Genomic DNA, 17,442 nt, shown 5'->3' with positions numbered 1-17,442 from the left:
ATATTACTTAAGAAAGACTTAAAAAATATTATCAGATATTTTCCAAATTCAGTTAGTGCGTAGCGATACGAATTAACGCCCAAATTTGCTTGGTGACAATAGCGTTTTGGACCCACCTGATTCCATGCCGAACTCAGTAGTGAAACGAAACAGCGCCGATGATAGTGTAGCATTTGCTATGTGAAAGTAGGACATTACCAGGCTTCAAATTCAGTCGAAGGACTTTAATCTTAATAATTAAAAATAAGAAAATTGAAAAGAATTTTCTTGGTGACAATAGCGTTTTGGACCCACCTGATTCCATGCCGAACTCAGTAGTGAAACGAAACAGCGCCGATGATAGTGTAGCATTTGCTATGTGAAAGTAGGACATTACCAGGATTTAATTAAGAGAAACCCGTTACAGCAATGTAACGGTTTTTTTGCTGTCTGGGTTTTAATAAATAGCCAAAAGCCCAGACAGATCTCAGTAGTTGTCGCTCCTACATATCATGTGCTCTACGGCATTTTTACTCCTATACATTAAACAAAACAGCTTGAAGACTAGTCCTGAACAACAATAGTGTAGCATTTGTTATATGGCCCTCTACCGCTGTACGTAGCACACAGACCTCAAATTGTAGAAAAGTAAAATTCGCAAATTAACATACATATACAGCAACACCCATCACGTAGGTCGGGCGAGCGTAGCGACTCCCGACGCTAAAATCATAAAAACCTCCGCTCGACAATGAGTTCGTAGCATTTGCACTGTGACTCTCCACCGCAGTGGGCATCATGAATTTAATTAAGAGAAACCAGATACAGTAATGTGACGTTTTTTTCTATTTAAATTTAGTAAAATCTCACCGTTAAATTCGACAACAAAACTAGGTGCACCTAATAGCGCGTGTTAAAATCCAATTCTTATGAATGACGATATAGAGGTCTAGATTGCCTACAGCTGATTACCAAAAGGTGCTTGATGAAATAGCACATGAAGTACGTCCTTTATTATCACAAGGGAAAGTAGCTGATTATATACCGGCGCTTGCCGAGGTTGATCCGGAACAATTTTCTATCGCTATTTATACAACTGATGGTGAAACTGTATGTGCGGGGGATTGTTCTCAACGCTTCACTATTCAATCAGTTTCTAAAGTTATGACACTTACTATGGCACTACAGCGTTATGGTGATGAACTTTGGCATAGAGTCGGAAAGGAACCCTCAGGTACAGCCTTTAACTCGCTTACACAGCTTGAATTTGAAAAGGGGATTCCTCGTAACCCATTCATCAATGCAGGCGCAATTGTAACGTGTGATGCATTATACAGCCGCTTATCTGCGCCAATGCATTCTATGCTCGAAACCTTCAGGTTATTAGCTGGTAATAGAGGCGTAGTAATTGATAAAAAAGTCGCTAATTCAGAGTATGAGTTCAGGCACCGAAATGCTGCGATGGCGCATTTGATGAAATCGTTTGGTAATTTTGAAAACGAAGTAGATGATGTTTTGTGGGCTTACTTTAACTTTTGCTCTATTGAGCTCAACTGTATTGAATTAGCAAAAGCTTATAATTTTTTAGCTAATAAAGGTGTTGATTATAGCTCTGGTAAACGCGTTTTAAGTAGTCGTCAGAATAAACAGCTTAATTCGCTTTTATTCACGAGTGGTTTATATGATGCTGCGGGGGATTTTGGTTACAGAGTGGGTATGCCAGGTAAGTCGGGAGTGTCAGGAACTATTTTAGCTGTGTTACCAAATAAGTTTACTGTAGCTGTTTATTCACCGGGGCTTAATTCGTTTGGTAATTCGGTTGCAGGAATTGCAGCGCTGGAACTGCTATCTAAAAAGCTCGATATTTCTATTTTTTAGGAAATCGATAGGGAGCAATAATTGCTCCCACCGTTATTTATTGTTCCCAATAAACTTGTTCTAAACAATCTTCACGTTCAGGTAAGCCACGAGATAAACGCGGAGAGTGCTGAACTAATACTTCATAGCTCGCTCGGTTAGCATATTTACTAATTTGCGATAGTGACGAGTAAGTAATAGCTTGTTGCTGATGTTTAGCTGAGTTTGCCACATTAAGCTTATGGTAAACATTCGCTGACAAATCATGAAGCACAGCCGCAAGTGCGCAATCACCTGCACCATTGGTGTTTTTGATTGAATCAGGTCCACCCATAAATGGGGCCGTATGACTATATGCTCTGATAGGTTCATCACACTCATCTTTACGCATAGCTCGTGAGAATTCGTAACGGTTAAAATCAGGTATGGCGCCTGGTAGTAACGGGTATTCGGTTTCACGCTTTAAGCTTTCGTCTACGTAGCCGGCCATAAATAAGCCTTTTTCGCCAGCGGTACAAATAACTAAGTCTACCCAATCAAGTGCTTTATCAGCAGCTAGAAGAGGATCTTCAAAACCTGTAATAGCTAAACCTTCTTCTTCGTTCATAGCAAGAATATCAACATGCTTTTCAACAAAGTTTGCCCACCAAGTAGGGTCTTGTTCAATTAAGAACTTAGTACCGAGTGTAAGCACAACTGGCACACCTGCATCATTAGCGTATTTTACCGCTTGCATAGTGGCTTCAGTCATTGTTTCGCTACCTTGAGTACGCATAAGATAGGCACTAATCACTAACGCTGATGAATTCTCAATAAGGTCTTTATCGATAGATTCAGGACGTAAGTGATTCATTAGGCCTGCACTTATTGCAAAAGTACGCTCACCGGTTTCATCAATTAATGTAAAACAACGGCCTACAGGCCCATCAACTGGTTGAAGGTAGTTTAAGTCTACACGGCTTGAGGTATTACATAAAAAACGGTAAGCGTAGCTACCTATTTTTATATTTTCGCTCATTACGCCTAATAAAACTGAGCGATCATCTGCAAGTACAGAGTAGTTGTGCATAGTGTTACCAATGGTTCCACCGGCAAACTCAAAATCAACCATATTGTTTAATTTTAAACGATCGTATAAGGCGTTTGTTGTATCGCTATCAATAACTTGCGACATCCCTCTACGTAGTTGAAATTCGTCAAGGAAAGCTTGATCAACTTTTGCCTCTATATCAACAACGATCTGATCGATACCCGTAATATAACTACGTTGTAATCGCTCTGTTGCGTTAAGTTGATTGGTAAGTGGATCTTTGGCTTCCACTGGAAAATAATGTTTATGCCTGCGGCGTCCAGGAAATTTCATTTGCTACCCGTGTTGTGAGCTAAATAAAAAAAGCGTGAGATTATAGCGTAAATCAGCACTAGTGAGCCATTACAAACGGGTAAATATTGTTTTATTTTTGCAATAAAGTAATGAATGGCGCACTTTAGAGTGCTAACTAGGTATAATTACAGCATAAAAGGTTATTTAAGTAGAAATAATGAACGAACCATTTGATGATTCCTACTGGATGGAACAAGCGCTTTTGTATGCAAAGCAAGCAGAGCTGCTTGATGAAATTCCGGTTGGAGCAATTGTAGTCAAAGATAACCAGCTAGTTTCAGTTGGGTATAACCGCTCAATAACGGATAATGACCCATCTGCCCATGCCGAAATGATTGCAGTGCGAGAAGCTGGAAAAGTCCTTAACAATTACCGCTTAATTGATTGCACCCTATACGTGACGTTAGAGCCTTGTTCTATGTGTGCGGGATTGTTAGTGCATAGCAGAATAAAGCGTTTAGTATTTGGAGCAGTCGATGCTAAAACAGGGTCTGCGGGTTCAATTATGAATTTATTACAAGAGCCTAAGTTAAATCATCAAGTTGAGGTGTGCGGTGGTGTTTTGGCACAGCAGTGCGGGGATACTATTTCGAATTTTTTTAAACGTAGAAGAGCGCAAATTAAAGCAGCTAAGAAAGCTGCTCGTGATGAACAAATAAATAAGCCTAACTAAAGTTAACTAGCGATTGGCTCTATTTCTGATTCAGCCATTTGCTGCATAGCAAACATTCGGCGACGCCAGATGATTTTTTTGTGTAGTTTTCGCAACATAACACGACGACGTGTGGCCGTTGAATAAATGACATTGCGTTTTAATCTTTGTGTGCGTCTACGTTTTAGCATGTTTTCTCCTAATGCAAGAGTGAGAAAGGCACGGGTATATCTTATAAAATAATGATATACAATTAACACACATTAGTGATCATTTGGTGACAAGTAAACAGATATTTAATTTACTTAAATTTTGCTTACTGACATGCTCAATAAACGGGTGCTTATCTTAATCTTAGTTATTGTTTTCACTCGACTGTTCGGGCTCGATTATAGGTTGTTGTTTTTCTGTTTGAGCTTCATCTGCCTTACTTTTTACTTCACTTTTCACTTCACTTTTTTCGTTTAGCCTTAGCTCAGTATCAGTGCTCAACTCTGTAATTGGTTCTGGCTCAGGCTCTGCAGCAATAGCATCATTTTCATCTAGCCAAACAAGTGCATCGTAATAGCGACGAATATTATCAACATATTTAACAGCTACATCGCCTCGGGCATAACCGTAGCGAGTTTTACGGTAATAGCGCTTTTTAATTAATAGCGGTAGGCGTTTTTTTACATCAGCCCATTTGTCAGGACTTGCGCCTTGCTGTTCGGTAATTATACGTGCGTCGTTAACGTGCCCCCAACCTACATTGTATCCGGCCAAAGCAAGCCATGTGCGGTCGGGTTGCGGGATACGGTCAGGAATACGTTTAATAAGCTTGCTTAAGTATTTAGCACCACCACGAATGTTTTGCTCTGGTTCTAACCGGTTAGTAACACCTACTTGTTTGGCTGTACTGCGAGTTAGCATCATGATGCCGCGCACACCTGTTGGTGATTTAGCGCGAGGATTCCACATAGATTCTTGATAGCTTAGTGCCGCTAATAATCGCCAGTCAAGGCTACCTGCATATTGTTCAAACCATGGCTGGTATGTTGGTAAGGTTTCTTTAATTGCTTCTATATAGGCTAGGGTATTTACATAGTTAAATTGGCGTACGTGACCAAAGTATTTTTCTTCAAGTACATAGAGCTGGTTACTTTGCTTAACGTCACCAAAAAATGGCACCAACAACGCATATAAAGAGTCGTCTTTAGATTTATTAAGTATCCATGCAATCGGGTCGTTATGGCTAACTGAAAAACCAATGCTTAAATTTGGGTGATAACGGCGAAACAGCGATAGCGTATGCGTATCAGCGAGTGTGTAATCTATCTCGCCATCAATAACTGCTTGAAGTAGTTCTTCTTCATCAAACTCTTCGCTTTCTATCCAAGTGAGATCTGGATTGTTCTTCTTCATTTTTTGTAGAGTAAGCGAGTGGCTACTTTTAGCTATAACCGTAAAGTTGCCATCTAAATCGTCAAACTCTCGAGGACGAACGCGCCCTTGTTTATAAACTAACTTTTGGCTGATTGTTCTGTAAGTTGGTCCGTAACGGTATTGCTCTGCACGGGTTTTATTATAGGTAAGTCCTGATGCTATCAAATCTAAATCACCGCTTTCAAGGCGTTCAAACATGTCAGATAAGTTAAAGAAAGGGACTATTTCAAGCTCTACACCTAAATATTCAGCGAAGGCCTGAGATAACTCATATTCAAAGCCTTGCTCACCTTGAACGGCTTGATAATAATTACTAGCACTCGCAAGGGTACCCACACGTATTTTATTGTGTTCTTTTATTTGGGCGAGTTGAGTTGGCTGCTCTTGCATATCGCATGCACATAACAGCATAACTAAAGTAATGATTATTATTAGTTTTTCTTTGAACATTGAGTGCCCCTTAAGCTCGCCAGTCACCGTTATAGCAAAACTAAGCCATCGCGTCACTTTACCTTTTATTTTATTAACCAAAAGAGGCTATAAATAAAGCTAAAAAGTTAATTTTATGAAAAGCGTAATTTTGAGTTAAATCTGAATGCTAATTGGACTATAATGCGTGCCTAAAATATCGTTCAATCCCTAACCCCGGATGAAATTACCTATGTTGATCCTTCGTGGTGCACCAGCACTGTCAGAGTTCAGAGTTAATAAAATTTTAGCGCGTTGCCAACAATCGCAACTTCCAGTCACTAACGTATACGCCGAGTATGCTCACTTTGCCGATTTAACATCGCCGTTGAGTAGCTCCGAGCAAACCAAGCTTGAAAAACTATTAACTTACGGTCCAACTATTGCTGAGCATACCCCAGCTGGCAAACTTGTACTTGTTACACCTCGCCCAGGTACCATTTCACCTTGGGCATCTAAAGCAACCGATATTGCCCATAACTGTGGTTTAAAACAGGTTCACCGTGTTGAACGCGGTATTGCTTATTATGTTGAAGGTGACTTAAACGCAGAACAACTTGCACAAGTAATTGCGTTATTACACGACCGTATGACCGAAGCCACGCATAGTGAGCTTGAAGATGCTGCACAACTGTTTCGCAGTGATGCACCGCGCCAAATGTCGTCTGTTGATATTTTAGGCGGCGGACGCGAAGCATTAGCAATAGCCAATGTTGAGCAAGGTTTTGCCCTTGCTGATGACGAAATAGATTACTTGGTAGAAAACTTTATAAAGTTAGGACGTAACCCTAACGACATCGAATTGTTTATGTTTGCACAAGCAAACTCAGAGCATTGTCGCCATAAAATATTTAATGCTGACTGGACAATTGATGGAAAAGAGCAGCCAAAATCGCTGTTTAAAATGATTAAAAATACGTTTGAGTTAAACCCTGAAAATGTATTGTCGGCGTATAAAGATAACGCGGCAGTAATGAAAGGCTCAAAAGCGGGTCGCTTCTTCCCAAATGCGCAAGGTGAATATGCGTATCATCAAGAAGACATTGAAATACTAATGAAAGTTGAAACGCATAACCACCCAACAGCGATTGCCCCATTCTCTGGTGCGGCTACAGGCTCTGGTGGTGAAATTCGCGATGAAGGCGCAACTGGTCGTGGCTCTAAGCCAAAAGCAGGTTTAGTTGGCTTTACTGTATCAAACTTACGTATTCCAGGTTACGAGCAACCATGGGAAAGCGATTTTGGTAAGCCGAGTCGTATTGTTAACGCGCTTGATATAATGACAGAGGGTCCACTAGGTGGGGCTGCATTTAATAATGAGTTTGGTCGTCCCAACTTATTAGGCTACTTCCGTACTTACGAAGAAAAAGTAACAAGCCATAATGGCGAAGAAGTACGTGGTTACCATAAACCCATTATGCTTGCCGGTGGTTTAGGTAATATTCGCTCTGATCATGTCCAAAAAGGCGATATTCCTGTTGGCGCTAAATTAATTGCGCTAGGTGGACCTGCAATGAACATTGGTTTAGGCGGTGGTGCTGCATCAAGCATGGCTTCAGGTCAATCAAACGAAGATTTAGATTTTGCTTCAGTACAACGCGAAAACCCAGAAATGGAACGTCGTTGCCAAGAAGTTATCGATAAATGTTGGCAGCTAGGTGATGAAAACCCAATTGCATTTATCCACGATGTAGGTGCTGGCGGTTTATCAAATGCGTTTCCTGAGCTTGTTAACGATGGCGGACGTGGTGGTAAGTTCCAATTACGTAGCATTCCTAACGATGAGCCAGGCATGGCACCACACGAAATTTGGTGTAATGAATCACAAGAACGCTATGTACTTGCTGTTGGCGTAGAGGATTTTGACCGCTTTGAAGCAATTTGTAAGCGTGAACGTGCCCAGTACGCTGTTATTGGTGAAGCAACCGCTGAACCTCACTTAACAGTGTCAGACAGCCATTTTGAAAACAACCCTGTTGATTTACCGCTGGACGTATTATTAGGTAAAGCACCTAAAATGCACCGCGATGTAACGTCAAAGCACGTTGTTGGTAAAGCGCTTGATACTACATTAATAAATGCAGCAGATGCAGCGCAGCGCTTAATGCGTTTACCAGCCATTGCAGAAAAAACATTCCTAATCACAATCGGCGATCGCTCAGTTACGGGTTTAGTAGCGCGCGATCAAATGGTCGGTCCTTGGCAAGTGCCTGTTGCTAACTGTGCAGTAACTGCGGCAACGTATGATACTTACCACGGTGAAGCTATGTCACTCGGTGAGCGTACTCCTGCAGCATTACTTAATTACGGTGCATCTGCTCGTATAGCTGTAGCTGAGTCGTTAACTAATATTGCCTGTGCAAACATCGGTAGCCTTGAAAACATTAAGTTATCGGCAAACTGGATGGCAGCAGCGGGTCACCCAGGTGAAGATGCTGGTTTATACGAAGCGGTTAAAGCCGTAGGCGAAGAGCTTTGTCCTGCGCTTGGTTTAACGATTCCAGTGGGTAAAGATTCTATGTCAATGAAAACGACATGGAAAGATGAAGGTGACTCACAAGAGAAGTCAGTAACGTCGCCGCTTTCACTGGTTATAACTGCGTTTGGTCGTGTTGACGACGTACGTAAAACAGTAACGCCACAACTGCGCACAGATAAAGGCGATACATCGCTTATATTAGTTGATTTAGGTGCGGGTAAAAACCGCATGGGCGCATCAAGCCTTGCGCAAGTTTATAAGCAATTGGGTGATGTAACACCTGATGTTGATAGCCCTGAGTTATTAAAAGGCTTTTATAACGCAATGCAAGCGCTTGTGGCTGATAGTAAGTTACTTGCTTATCATGACCGCTCAGACGGTGGTTTATTTACCACGGTTGCTGAAATGGCGTTTACGGGTCATACCGGTGTAACAGTTGATTTAGCTGGTTTAACAGGTTCAGACATTGAAGCGCTTTATAACGAAGAGCTAGGTGCCGTAATCCAAGTAGCAAATGCTGATTTAGATGCAGTAAATGCGGTGTTTGAACAACATGGTATAGCAGCAATTAGCCACAACATTGGCACGCTTAATGGCGATGATACGATTATATTTAACCGTGGCGAAAATACGGTACTTAATCATACGCGTACTGAACTTCGTACTATTTGGGCTGAAACAACGTATCAAATGCAAGCACGCCGTGATAACCCTGAATGTGCTAAGCAAGAGTTTGATGCTAAATTTGATGCAAAAGATCCAGGCTTAAACGTAAAACTTAACTTTGATTTAAACGAAGATATAGCTGCACCATACATTGCAACCGGTGCTAAACCGCAAATGGCTATTTTACGTGAGCAGGGTGTTAACTCTCATTTAGAAATGGCGGCAGCGTTTAATCGCGCAGGTTTTGCAGCCGTTGATGTACACATGAGCGACATTTTAGAAGGTCGTTTAACACTAGATCAATTTAAAGGTTTAGTGGCATGTGGTGGTTTCTCATACGGTGACGTACTTGGTGCGGGTGAAGGTTGGGCTAAGTCTATTTTGTTTAACGACATGGCACGCGATCAGTTCCAAAACTTCTTCCACCGTGAAGATACCTTTAGTTTAGGTGTATGTAACGGTTGCCAAATGTTATCAACGTTAAAAGAGCTGATCCCTGGCACTGAACATTGGCCGCGCTTTGTAACTAATAAATCAGAGCGTTTTGAAGCACGCTTTAGTTTAGTAGAAATACAAGAGAATCCGTCTGTGTTCTTTAATGGAATGGCTGGCTCGCGTATGCCTATAGCGGTTTCTCATGGTGAAGGTCATGCTGAGTTTGCAAACGATGCAGCTACTAAAGCGGCGCTTAATAGCGGCACTGTAGCGGTTAAGTTTGTAGATAACTACGGTAACCCTACTACGCAGTACCCAGCTAACCCTAATGGTTCTCCAGAAGGTATTACAGGTATTACGTCAACTGATGGTCGCGCCACTGTAATGATGCCGCATCCAGAACGTGTATTCAGAAGCGTTGCCAACTCTTGGCATCCTGATGAGTGGATCGAGGATAGCCCGTGGATGCGTATGTTCCGTAACGCACGTAAAAACGTAGGTTAATTACATTTGCGTTTATACAAGTTAGATTCATAATCTTACTGTAAAATAAAAAAGGCTGCATTGTGCAGCCTTTTTTGATTAGTATAGTTTTAGCTAAAAGCACAAAGCATTTAAGGATAGTATGTTTAAGCGAGTTGGTTTAATTGTTGGCGTTGTATTGCTAAGTACCTTGCTGCTTGGTTATGTATTTCGCTTGCCGCTATTGCAGTGGGTTATAGCGCCTGAGCTCAAAAAAGCAGGCATTACGTTAAGTTGTCTCGATTTTTCAATTACGTCTGAACTAAATATTCATGCTGACAGAGTGTGTGTAAATTATCAAAATCAACAATTACAACTCACTGGTATTACTGCAAATACAAAGCGTGTAGATATTAAAAATGCAGTGCTAACGGTTAATTCACTCCCTAAAAGTGATAATGCTAATCAACTTGCTAAAAATCTCGATTTAGCGCTTCCCTTAAATCGCCCATTAATCAGCATTAAACAGTTTGTAGTAAAAAGTGACGAGCTCAATAAGCCACTTAAAATAAGTATATTAGAACCCACACTAAATAAATTTAATGTCACGGGTGATATAAACGCGAGTGCAACTTTGACTGCTAATAAAGTAAGTGGTCAGTTTACGATTAATGACACTCTTTTAAAGCAAGTTATAAACACTAAAAATACATTAATTGCAGATGCTAATTTTAATACTCAGCAAGCGTTTAGCTTTGATGGTATAGAACTTGAGTTAAATGGTGATATTAGTTCCCAGCTTGCTCACACTTATGAGCAGTGCAAAGTTAACGTATTAACCACTGGTAAATTGACGACTCATTTTAATTTAAATAGCCAAGTGTTAATGTTTAATACCGATTTGCTTAATAACAAAATTAATCTAACACCAAGCTGTACTGAGTTAATTCCACCGAGTGAATATGCAGGCTTTATTAGCAAACAAGTTCCTTTAAATTGGCAACTTAAACTCCCTCAATCAATTCGCTTAGAGGGTAGTGAGCTCAGTGTACCTGTAATTAATTTGATGAGTGAAGGCGATAAGCTATTCGATTTTTTAATAACAGATACAACACTAAATATTACATCTCCATTTGAGTACTTACAGACAACTTTATCAGCTCAAATAAATACACCCGATATAAATAATATTAACGTTAATGCTCAGTTATCTGGCGCTGTAATTAAAGGCGATTACGCCGTTATGCTTGAAAGCTTGCCTGAGTTTGTTCCTGCAACAGCGAATGGGCTTAGCCTTAGTGGTCACTTTAATATAAGTGAGTTTATAGACTCAAAACCAATTGGGCTTATAAATGCTAAATTAACGCTTAATAGTGTAGATGCGTTTGATATAAGTGCAGTGCAATACCAAGGTGATTTAACTGCAAAAATGGATAAACAGTTAAACGCAGAGGTAGCGTTAACGCAGCAATTAAAAAGTGCGGAATATAAAGAATTTAAAGTCACAGATATGAGTAACACATTAACAGCAAATGCTAATTTAGGCGTAGGTGAGTTATTTGCTGATCTAACAGCAAAAACGAATATAAAGGCTGTTAATAGCCCCTACATAAAACTTAATAATATAAAAGTAGAGTCTACGGGGCTACAAAGCCGTGCACTAAAGGCTACGCATCACGCATTTATAAACGATGTTGAGTTAGTTGTAAATCATCATATGTCGTCGCAAGCTCATCCGTTTGAAGTCATTATTCCTGAACAAAGTACGCTGCTGTTAAATAAATTTATTAGTCAATTTGAGCCACTTGCACAGCTAACTAAGGGCGAATTTAATGGCTATATTAGTGGCGATATAAACTTACAAAATGCACTGTTCAATATAGGGATTAGTCATACAAGTGCACTGTATAACGATTACCTTGCGAGTGATTTGAATAGCGTGTTTAGTGGAGAATATAATTCAGGTAAGCTTAATGTAAAACCAACTACCTTTAATTTAAATGAGTTTAGAGCGGGTGCCGTAGTTAAAGCGATTGAAGGGCAATGGCAAGTTAGTAACAATACCGCGCTTATAAATGATGTAAAAGGGAGTGTGTTTGGTGGCGAGTTTTCATTAGATACCTACACAATAGGGAAGCCAAGCCAAGTTGCTAATGTTAAGTTTGAAAACATTGATGCAAGTAAACTCGTTACACTCGACGATAAGTCGGGCATTGTATTAACGGGGCGCTTGGCGGGGTCTTTACCGGTTCACTTTGATAGTGGAAAAATTGAAATAATTGACGGTAGCTTATTTAGCCAAGGAACAGGTAATTTAAAAATTACCAATAATGCCGCGTTTGATTCAGTAATGCAGCAACAGCAAGAGTTACAACCTGTGTTAGGGCTATTAACTAACTTAGATATTCAAAAACTGAATAGCAGTGTGGCACTAAAAAATGATGGTTGGTTAAAACTAGGGGTTAATTTGCAAGGCTATAATAAAGCAGAGCAGCAGCAGGTTAACTTTAATTATAACCACGAAGAAAACGTATTTACACTTTTACGTGCACTGCGTTTAAGTGACGAAATTACACAAAAAGTTGAGCAACAATACTCACAAAAAGGAAACTAATAATGAGACAGTCGTTATTGATAAAAGTACTGCTCGCGCTGAGTGCTATTAGTGCATTAAGTGCCTGCACGCATCGTGTTGAGGTGTCTGCTAAAGAGCCCATTACTATTAATTTAAATGTGAAGGTCGATCACGAAATTCGCGTAAAAGTAGATAAAGAACTCGACAATTTATTTAGTGACGACAGTGAGCTATTTTAAGGAGCTAGAACATGAATACGAAGAAAAAATTAAATATTATTACGTTAGTTAGTGCAGTATGTATGTCGTTCTCTGCGTGGGCTATTAGCCTTGATGACGCTAAAAACCAAGGTCTAGTAGGTGAAGATAGCTCTGGTTATTTAGGGCTTGTTGTACAAAACGCAGAAGCAAAAGCCGTTGTTGATGATATAAATGCAAAGCGTAAAGCGCAGTACTTAAAGTTGGCTAAAAAGAATAACTTGTCACTTTCACAAGTAGAAGCGCTTGCTGCTGCTAAAACAATTGAAAAAACCCAAAGTGGTCATTACGTTGAAGTAAATGGTAACTGGGTTAAAAAATAAGCGTTTGTTATTGTCTTGTTTTGCACAAACCAAAATAAAACCGAGCATTTAAGCGCTCGGTTTTTTACAGCCTTCAAGTAACTGCTGCCAAAAATCAATCCCCTTACGCCTTGCTAGATTTATATTATGCTCAGGAATAGATTCAGGCTCGTTATAACTATCAAGTGCTTCGCTCATACTTGCTTCGCGGATTAAATGCAATGTAGGAAAGGGCGCTCTATTTGTGTAGTTTGCGGCATCGGTTTCATCGCTGTCGGCAAATACGTAATCAGGATGAAAGTTAGCAATTTGATACTTCCCTTCAAAGCCTTGCGCGACTAAAAGTGCATTAGCTAAATCGACCAAGTCTAAAAAGTCTTCAAAGTCACTAAAGCCATTGTCAAACATGATAAGGGTTGTTTCGCGCTCTGGTTCACGGTCAAGCTCAACACATTGCTCAAGCATATCCATTACAGCATCATCCATAGTTGCTGCTGGGCTTACTATGTAATGAATACAGTTGTTTTCTACTTCTTTTCGAGCAAATGGGCAAAAGTTATATTTAACAATAACAGATGACACCCATTCACGGGTTTGGCTTATAGCTATGTTGGTCACGGTTTTGGCTCTAAATATTGATTAATAATGGTAAGTGTTTTTTGTATAGCACCTTGGTTTTTAGTTACGCATTGCGCAGCTTTAATACCTAAGGTTTGGCACGCTTTTGTGTTTTGGCTAAACGTTATAAGCTGCTTTGCGAGTTCGTCGTTACTATCAACCACTACAGCACCTTTGAGCTTTGTTAGCTCGGGATAAACATGGTCAAAATTGTATGTGTGTGGACCTGTTATTACACCTACCGAAAACGCTGCTGATTCCAGTGGGTTATGCCCACCTCTGCGAATTAAGCTGCCACCAATAAAGCTCACATTTGCAGCGCCATATAAACACTGTAATTCACCAAGCGTATCAGCAAGAAGTACTTGCTCATTGTTATAGTTATTTTGGCTACGACGGCTAAAGCTAAGTGGGCTTTGCGTTAAAAGCTCTGCCACTTTGTCAAATTGCTCTGGATGGCGCGGGGCAATTATAAGTAATGCGTTCAGTTGTTTTTTTAGTAACTCTTGATGGGCTGAAAGTACCAGCTCATGCTCAACAGGATGTGTTGAGCCTGCTACCCACACAAAGCGCTCATCGTTATTGTCTTCATTACTGTTATAAAGCTGTTTAAGGTTGAGTACTTTGGCTAATTGCTCGTCATTTGGTGTTATATCAAATTTTATAGAGCCTGTTACATGGCTTTTTGAAGCTTCAAGACCAAGTTCAATAAAACGTTTAGCATCTGTTTTATTGTGACTCGCAAGTACCGTAATTGAGCGCATAATAATATGCGTTAATTTAGCGACCTTTTGATAGCCCTGCTGCGATTTCTCTGAGAGTCTTGCATTGATGACAAGCACTGGTATGTTTTTTTTGTGGCTTATCGCCATTAAATTTGGCCATAGCTCTGTTTCTAAAATACACAATGCTTGTGGCTTTATACGCTTTAAAAATCGGGCTGTCGCAAACGGAAAATCGATTGGTAAGTAGCTACACGCCACAGTATTTTTAAACTGGTTAAGTATTTGCTCTCTGCCTGTTGGAGTATTACAGGTTATAAGTATATTTAAATTTGGATGCGCTTTTTGAAGAGCTTTAATAAGCGGCGTTGCGGCTAGTACCTCACCAACAGAAGCACAATGAAAAACTAAAGGTTTGGTTTTAGTCGTAAATAAAGACTTACTGACAAACCCAAAGCGCTCTTTAAAGTGTGCACGATAACCTTGGTTTTTTTTACCTCGTAAAATATAGAGATAAAATACAATCAGTGGGCTAATAAAAATTAATGCTAGAGAGTAAAAAATGCGTGCCATACTGATCTTTCTTAAAGGGAAGTGTCGTTAGTTTACCGTGAAATAGCCGTTTTCTAAACATACTCGCAATAAAATATGGTCTGGGTTCAGTTATAACCCGATAAAATGCACACAATTAAATAAAATTATGGAATAATGGATTTAATTTTTCCCTGCTATTTCAGTTCCTAGAGGAATTTTTCATGTCAATTATCGATTCAGTGGCAACTAGCTACGTTGAAACATTAAACCGTCATCAAGCATTATTTGAAACGATGGAAGCTTATCATCAAGAATCTATGCAACTGTTAGAAGCATGCCACAGTGCATTACAAGCTGGTGGCAAGATTGTTTGGTTTGGTAACGGCGGTAGTGCAGCCGATGCGCAGCATTTAGCAGCAGAATTTGTAGTGCGTTACAAATTAGAACGTGGTCCGCTTGCCTCAATGGCATTGACTACAGATACATCAATTTTAACAGCACACAGTAACGATTATCACTTTGATACGGTGTTTGAACGCCAAGTTCAAGCGCTATGTAAGCCAGAAGATTTAGTGATAGGTTTAACCACATCAGGTACTAGTAATAATATTAACTTAGCATTAGAAGCTGCAAATAAACTAGGCGCTTTTACAGTGGCATTAACAGGGCGTGATGGCGGTAAAGTAAAAGATATTGCTAAGTTACCTATCATTATAAAAAACGACGAAACAGCACGTATTCAAGAAGCTCACATGTTTATAGGTCACTGGTTATGTGAAGCCATGGATATGGTTGTTGCGGAGCAGCAGTAATGGATTTATCGTTATTAAAAAACTTATCAGCGGCACGCATATTAGTTGTTGGCGATGTAATGCTAGACCGTTATTGGTATGGCGATACAGGGCGCATTTCGCCTGAAGCGCCAGTACCGGTTGTTAAAGTAAGTAAATTTGAAGACAAAGCGGGCGGTGCAGCTAACGTTGCAAAAAATATAGCGCGGTTAGATGCAAAAGTTGGCTTATTGGGTTTAATTGGTGAGGACGAAAGCGGGCAGATTTTAGAGACTATTCTAAAAGGTGAAAAAATAAGTTCACAATTAGTCAGTGTATGTGATTTACCGACTATTTCAAAAATGCGTGTTATTAGCCGTCATCAACAACTCGTTCGTCTTGATTTAGAAGAAACGTTTACGGAGCAACACAGCCAGCTTTTATTAAACCGCTTAGAGTTGGTACTTGATGAATACGACTTTATTGTGTTTTCTGATTACAGTAAAGGATCTTTAAGCTTAATTAAAGAGATGGTAAGCCTTGCTAAGGGCGCCGGAAAGACGGTTTTAATTGACCCTAAATCGCCAGATTTACATTTATATGAAGGTGCTGATTACATTACGCCTAATTTACATGAGTTTAAGTTAGCGGGTGGCCAAACCGATTCAGAAGAGGCTTTAACTGTAAGTGCGCGTGATTTAATTAGCAAAAATGGCATTAAAGCCATGTTGCTTACGCGTTCTGAGCAAGGTATGTCGTTAATTAATGCAGATGAAAAGTTTGATTTTGCAGCACAAGAGCTTGAAGTAAGCGATGTGACTGGGGCCGGTGATACGGTTATAGCTACATTAGCTGTTATGCTTGGCGCGGGCATGGAACCTAAAGATGCTGTCGAAATTGCTAACTTAGCGGCAGGTATAGCGGTTAGTAAATTTGGTGCAGCTACAGTTTCGCCAGAAGAGTTAAGTCGTAAGCTTGGTCAGTATTTACATACTACTGGTGAGCATTACCAAACACCATTTGATGATGTCCTTCAACATATTGAGTTTGCAAAACAAAATGGCGAAACCATTGTATTTACTAATGGCTGCTTTGATATTTTACATGCTGGGCATGTGCGTTATTTAGCACAAGCTAAAGCCCGAGGCGATAGACTCGTTGTTGGATTAAATAATGATGAATCTATTACGCGCTTAAAGGGGGCAGATCGTCCTATTAACCCGCTAGATGAGCGTGCAATGGTACTTAGCGCACTTTCATCAGTTGATTGGGTTATTCCGTTTGGTAGTCTAGATGAAAACGATACTCCCGCTAAATTAATCGAGCAGATAAGCCCTGATATTTTAGTTAAGGGTGGCGACTACACCGTAGAGCAAATAGCGGGTGCTGAGCATGTACTTCGCCATGGCGGAAAAGTTGAAGTGCTTGAATTTTTAGATGGATGCTCAACATCAAAAGTAATTAGTAAAATTAAACAGTAATTACTGACCTAGATTCAAATTGTAAGTGCATAACTTGTTTTGGCTAGATTAAGTGGTCAGTTGCTCATAAGCTAACTGCTTTTTCTCCGGCAAGAGATTTTACAATGAGACATTACAAACAACTGACCTATGCGCAAAGATGCCAGATCGCCGTTCTAAAGAAAAGCGGTTTTACGCAACAAAGTATTGCTGAGCTAACTAATTTATCGCAATCTACGATTTCAAGAGAGCTTTCTAGAAATACAGGTAAGCGAGGTTACAGACACAAACAAGCTCATGAGCGGGCTTTGTTTCGCCGAAGAAGTGTAAGAAAACCGCTTAAGATGACACCTGAAATGATGGCTTTAATTACCCAGAAGCTTAATGAGAAGTGGAG

14 protein-coding genes and 2 rRNA genes are annotated in these 17,442 nt (G+C 40.1%); 11 read left to right on the top strand and 5 right to left on the bottom strand.

The window, feature by feature from the left end; translation table 11 throughout:
* Positions 1–88 precede the first annotated feature (88 nt).
* The 3 genes from rrf (GQR45_RS20820) to glsB all read left to right on the top strand — a co-directional run bounded on the left by rrf (GQR45_RS20820) (position 89) and on the right by glsB (position 1,857).
* Positions 89–203 (top strand): 5S ribosomal RNA (rrf, locus tag GQR45_RS20820).
* 63 nt (positions 204–266) lie between these two features.
* Positions 267–381: ribosomal RNA gene (gene rrf, locus GQR45_RS20815) — 5S ribosomal RNA — on the top strand.
* Between the two features lie 552 nt (positions 382–933).
* Positions 934–1,857 (top strand): glutaminase B, encoded by a 924-nt coding sequence (gene glsB, locus GQR45_RS20810; protein ID WP_010554382.1) that lies wholly within the window; start codon positions 934–936, stop codon positions 1,855–1,857.
* A 37-nt stretch (positions 1,858–1,894) separates the two neighbouring features.
* Here glsB and GQR45_RS20805 read toward each other — a convergent pair whose 3' ends face one another.
* Complete coding sequence (locus GQR45_RS20805; protein ID WP_010554383.1) at positions 1,895–3,199, bottom strand: inosine/guanosine kinase; 1,305 nt, start codon at positions 3,197–3,199, stop codon at positions 1,895–1,897.
* A gap of 178 nt (positions 3,200–3,377) precedes the next feature.
* Here GQR45_RS20805 and tadA point away from each other — a divergent pair, with 178 nt between their 5' ends.
* Positions 3,378–3,893 (top strand): tRNA adenosine(34) deaminase TadA, encoded by a 516-nt coding sequence (gene tadA / locus GQR45_RS20800; RefSeq protein WP_033026952.1) that lies wholly within the window; start codon positions 3,378–3,380, stop codon positions 3,891–3,893.
* Positions 3,894–3,895: 2 nt separating this feature from the next.
* Here the strand turns inward: tadA and GQR45_RS20795 are convergent, their stop codons facing one another.
* Complete coding sequence (locus tag GQR45_RS20795; RefSeq protein ID WP_007584688.1) at positions 3,896–4,063, bottom strand: hypothetical protein; 168 nt, start codon at positions 4,061–4,063, stop codon at positions 3,896–3,898.
* A 163-nt stretch (positions 4,064–4,226) separates the two neighbouring features.
* The gene (gene mltF, locus GQR45_RS20790) at positions 4,227–5,747 is read right to left on the bottom strand and encodes a membrane-bound lytic murein transglycosylase MltF (protein ID WP_165726915.1); all 1,521 of its coding nucleotides are present in this window, start codon (positions 5,745–5,747) and stop codon (positions 4,227–4,229) included.
* 211 nt (positions 5,748–5,958) lie between these two features.
* On the opposite strand from mltF, the gene purL reads away from it, so the two are divergent.
* From purL to GQR45_RS20770, 4 genes are all read left to right on the top strand, one after another.
* Positions 5,959–9,849, top strand: coding sequence for a phosphoribosylformylglycinamidine synthase (gene purL / locus GQR45_RS20785; RefSeq protein WP_165726914.1), 3,891 nt, complete (start codon positions 5,959–5,961; stop codon positions 9,847–9,849).
* Positions 9,850–9,970: 121 nt separating this feature from the next.
* Complete coding sequence (locus GQR45_RS20780; protein ID WP_165726913.1) at positions 9,971–12,421, top strand: YdbH domain-containing protein; 2,451 nt, start codon at positions 9,971–9,973, stop codon at positions 12,419–12,421.
* Positions 12,422–12,423: 2 nt separating this feature from the next.
* A complete protein-coding gene (locus GQR45_RS20775) occupies positions 12,424–12,621 on the top strand; it encodes a YnbE family lipoprotein (RefSeq protein WP_007378800.1) in 198 nt (65 codons plus the stop codon).
* 11 nt (positions 12,622–12,632) lie between these two features.
* Positions 12,633–12,962 carry a YdbL family protein gene (locus tag GQR45_RS20770; protein WP_002961068.1) on the top strand — a complete coding sequence of 110 codons (330 nt, stop codon included), beginning with the start codon at positions 12,633–12,635 and terminating at the stop codon, positions 12,960–12,962.
* A gap of 48 nt (positions 12,963–13,010) precedes the next feature.
* Here the strand turns inward: GQR45_RS20770 and GQR45_RS20765 are convergent, their stop codons facing one another.
* Together GQR45_RS20765 and waaA are read right to left on the bottom strand one after the other, a co-directional pair.
* Positions 13,011–13,559, bottom strand: a complete 549-nt coding sequence (locus GQR45_RS20765) for a DUF1415 domain-containing protein (RefSeq protein WP_024591451.1) — start codon at positions 13,557–13,559, stop codon at positions 13,011–13,013.
* A complete protein-coding gene (gene waaA, locus GQR45_RS20760) occupies positions 13,556–14,854 on the bottom strand; it encodes a lipid IV(A) 3-deoxy-D-manno-octulosonic acid transferase (protein WP_165726912.1) in 1,299 nt (432 codons plus the stop codon). Before waaA ends, GQR45_RS20765 begins: the two co-directional genes overlap by 4 nt.
* Before the next feature lie 182 nt (positions 14,855–15,036).
* Between waaA and GQR45_RS20755 the strand changes: the two genes are divergently transcribed.
* From GQR45_RS20755 to GQR45_RS20745, 3 genes are all read left to right on the top strand, one after another.
* On the top strand, positions 15,037–15,627 hold the full coding sequence (locus tag GQR45_RS20755; RefSeq protein ID WP_002961065.1) for an SIS domain-containing protein: 591 nt from the start codon (positions 15,037–15,039) through the stop codon (positions 15,625–15,627).
* Complete coding sequence (gene hldE / locus GQR45_RS20750) at positions 15,627–17,066, top strand: bifunctional D-glycero-beta-D-manno-heptose-7-phosphate kinase/D-glycero-beta-D-manno-heptose 1-phosphate adenylyltransferase HldE (protein WP_165726911.1); 1,440 nt, start codon at positions 15,627–15,629, stop codon at positions 17,064–17,066. The genes GQR45_RS20755 and hldE overlap by 1 nt, the downstream gene beginning before the upstream one ends.
* A 104-nt stretch (positions 17,067–17,170) precedes the next feature.
* On the top strand, positions 17,171–17,442 hold a 272-nt coding region (locus tag GQR45_RS20745), incomplete at its 3' end, for a helix-turn-helix domain-containing protein (RefSeq protein WP_165726910.1).

The organism is Pseudoalteromonas sp. SA25 (genome assembly GCF_011378705.1).
GTDB classification, from domain to species: Bacteria; Pseudomonadota; Gammaproteobacteria; order Enterobacterales; family Alteromonadaceae; genus Pseudoalteromonas; species Pseudoalteromonas arctica.
The sequence above is the reverse complement of the archived record's forward strand: the minus strand, read 5'-3'. Positions and strand labels throughout refer to the sequence as shown.

Coding starts and splice junctions, on each gene's coding strand:
- GQR45_RS20805 (WP_010554383.1), bottom strand. CDS start 3,199: ATGAAATTTCCTGGACGCCGCAGGCATAAACATTATTTTCCAGTGGAA.
- tadA (WP_033026952.1), top strand. CDS start 3,378: ATGAACGAACCATTTGATGATTCCTACTGGATGGAACAAGCGCTTTTG.
- GQR45_RS20795 (WP_007584688.1), bottom strand. CDS start 4,063: ATGCTAAAACGTAGACGCACACAAAGATTAAAACGCAATGTCATTTAT.
- mltF (WP_165726915.1), bottom strand. CDS start 5,747: ATGTTCAAAGAAAAACTAATAATAATCATTACTTTAGTTATGCTGTTA.
- purL (WP_165726914.1), top strand. CDS start 5,959: ATGTTGATCCTTCGTGGTGCACCAGCACTGTCAGAGTTCAGAGTTAAT.
- GQR45_RS20780 (WP_165726913.1), top strand. CDS start 9,971: ATGTTTAAGCGAGTTGGTTTAATTGTTGGCGTTGTATTGCTAAGTACC.
- GQR45_RS20775 (WP_007378800.1), top strand. CDS start 12,424: ATGAGACAGTCGTTATTGATAAAAGTACTGCTCGCGCTGAGTGCTATT.
- GQR45_RS20770 (WP_002961068.1), top strand. CDS start 12,633: ATGAATACGAAGAAAAAATTAAATATTATTACGTTAGTTAGTGCAGTA.
- waaA (WP_165726912.1), bottom strand. CDS start 14,854: ATGGCACGCATTTTTTACTCTCTAGCATTAATTTTTATTAGCCCACTG.
- GQR45_RS20755 (WP_002961065.1), top strand. CDS start 15,037: ATGTCAATTATCGATTCAGTGGCAACTAGCTACGTTGAAACATTAAAC.
- hldE (WP_165726911.1), top strand. CDS start 15,627: ATGGATTTATCGTTATTAAAAAACTTATCAGCGGCACGCATATTAGTT.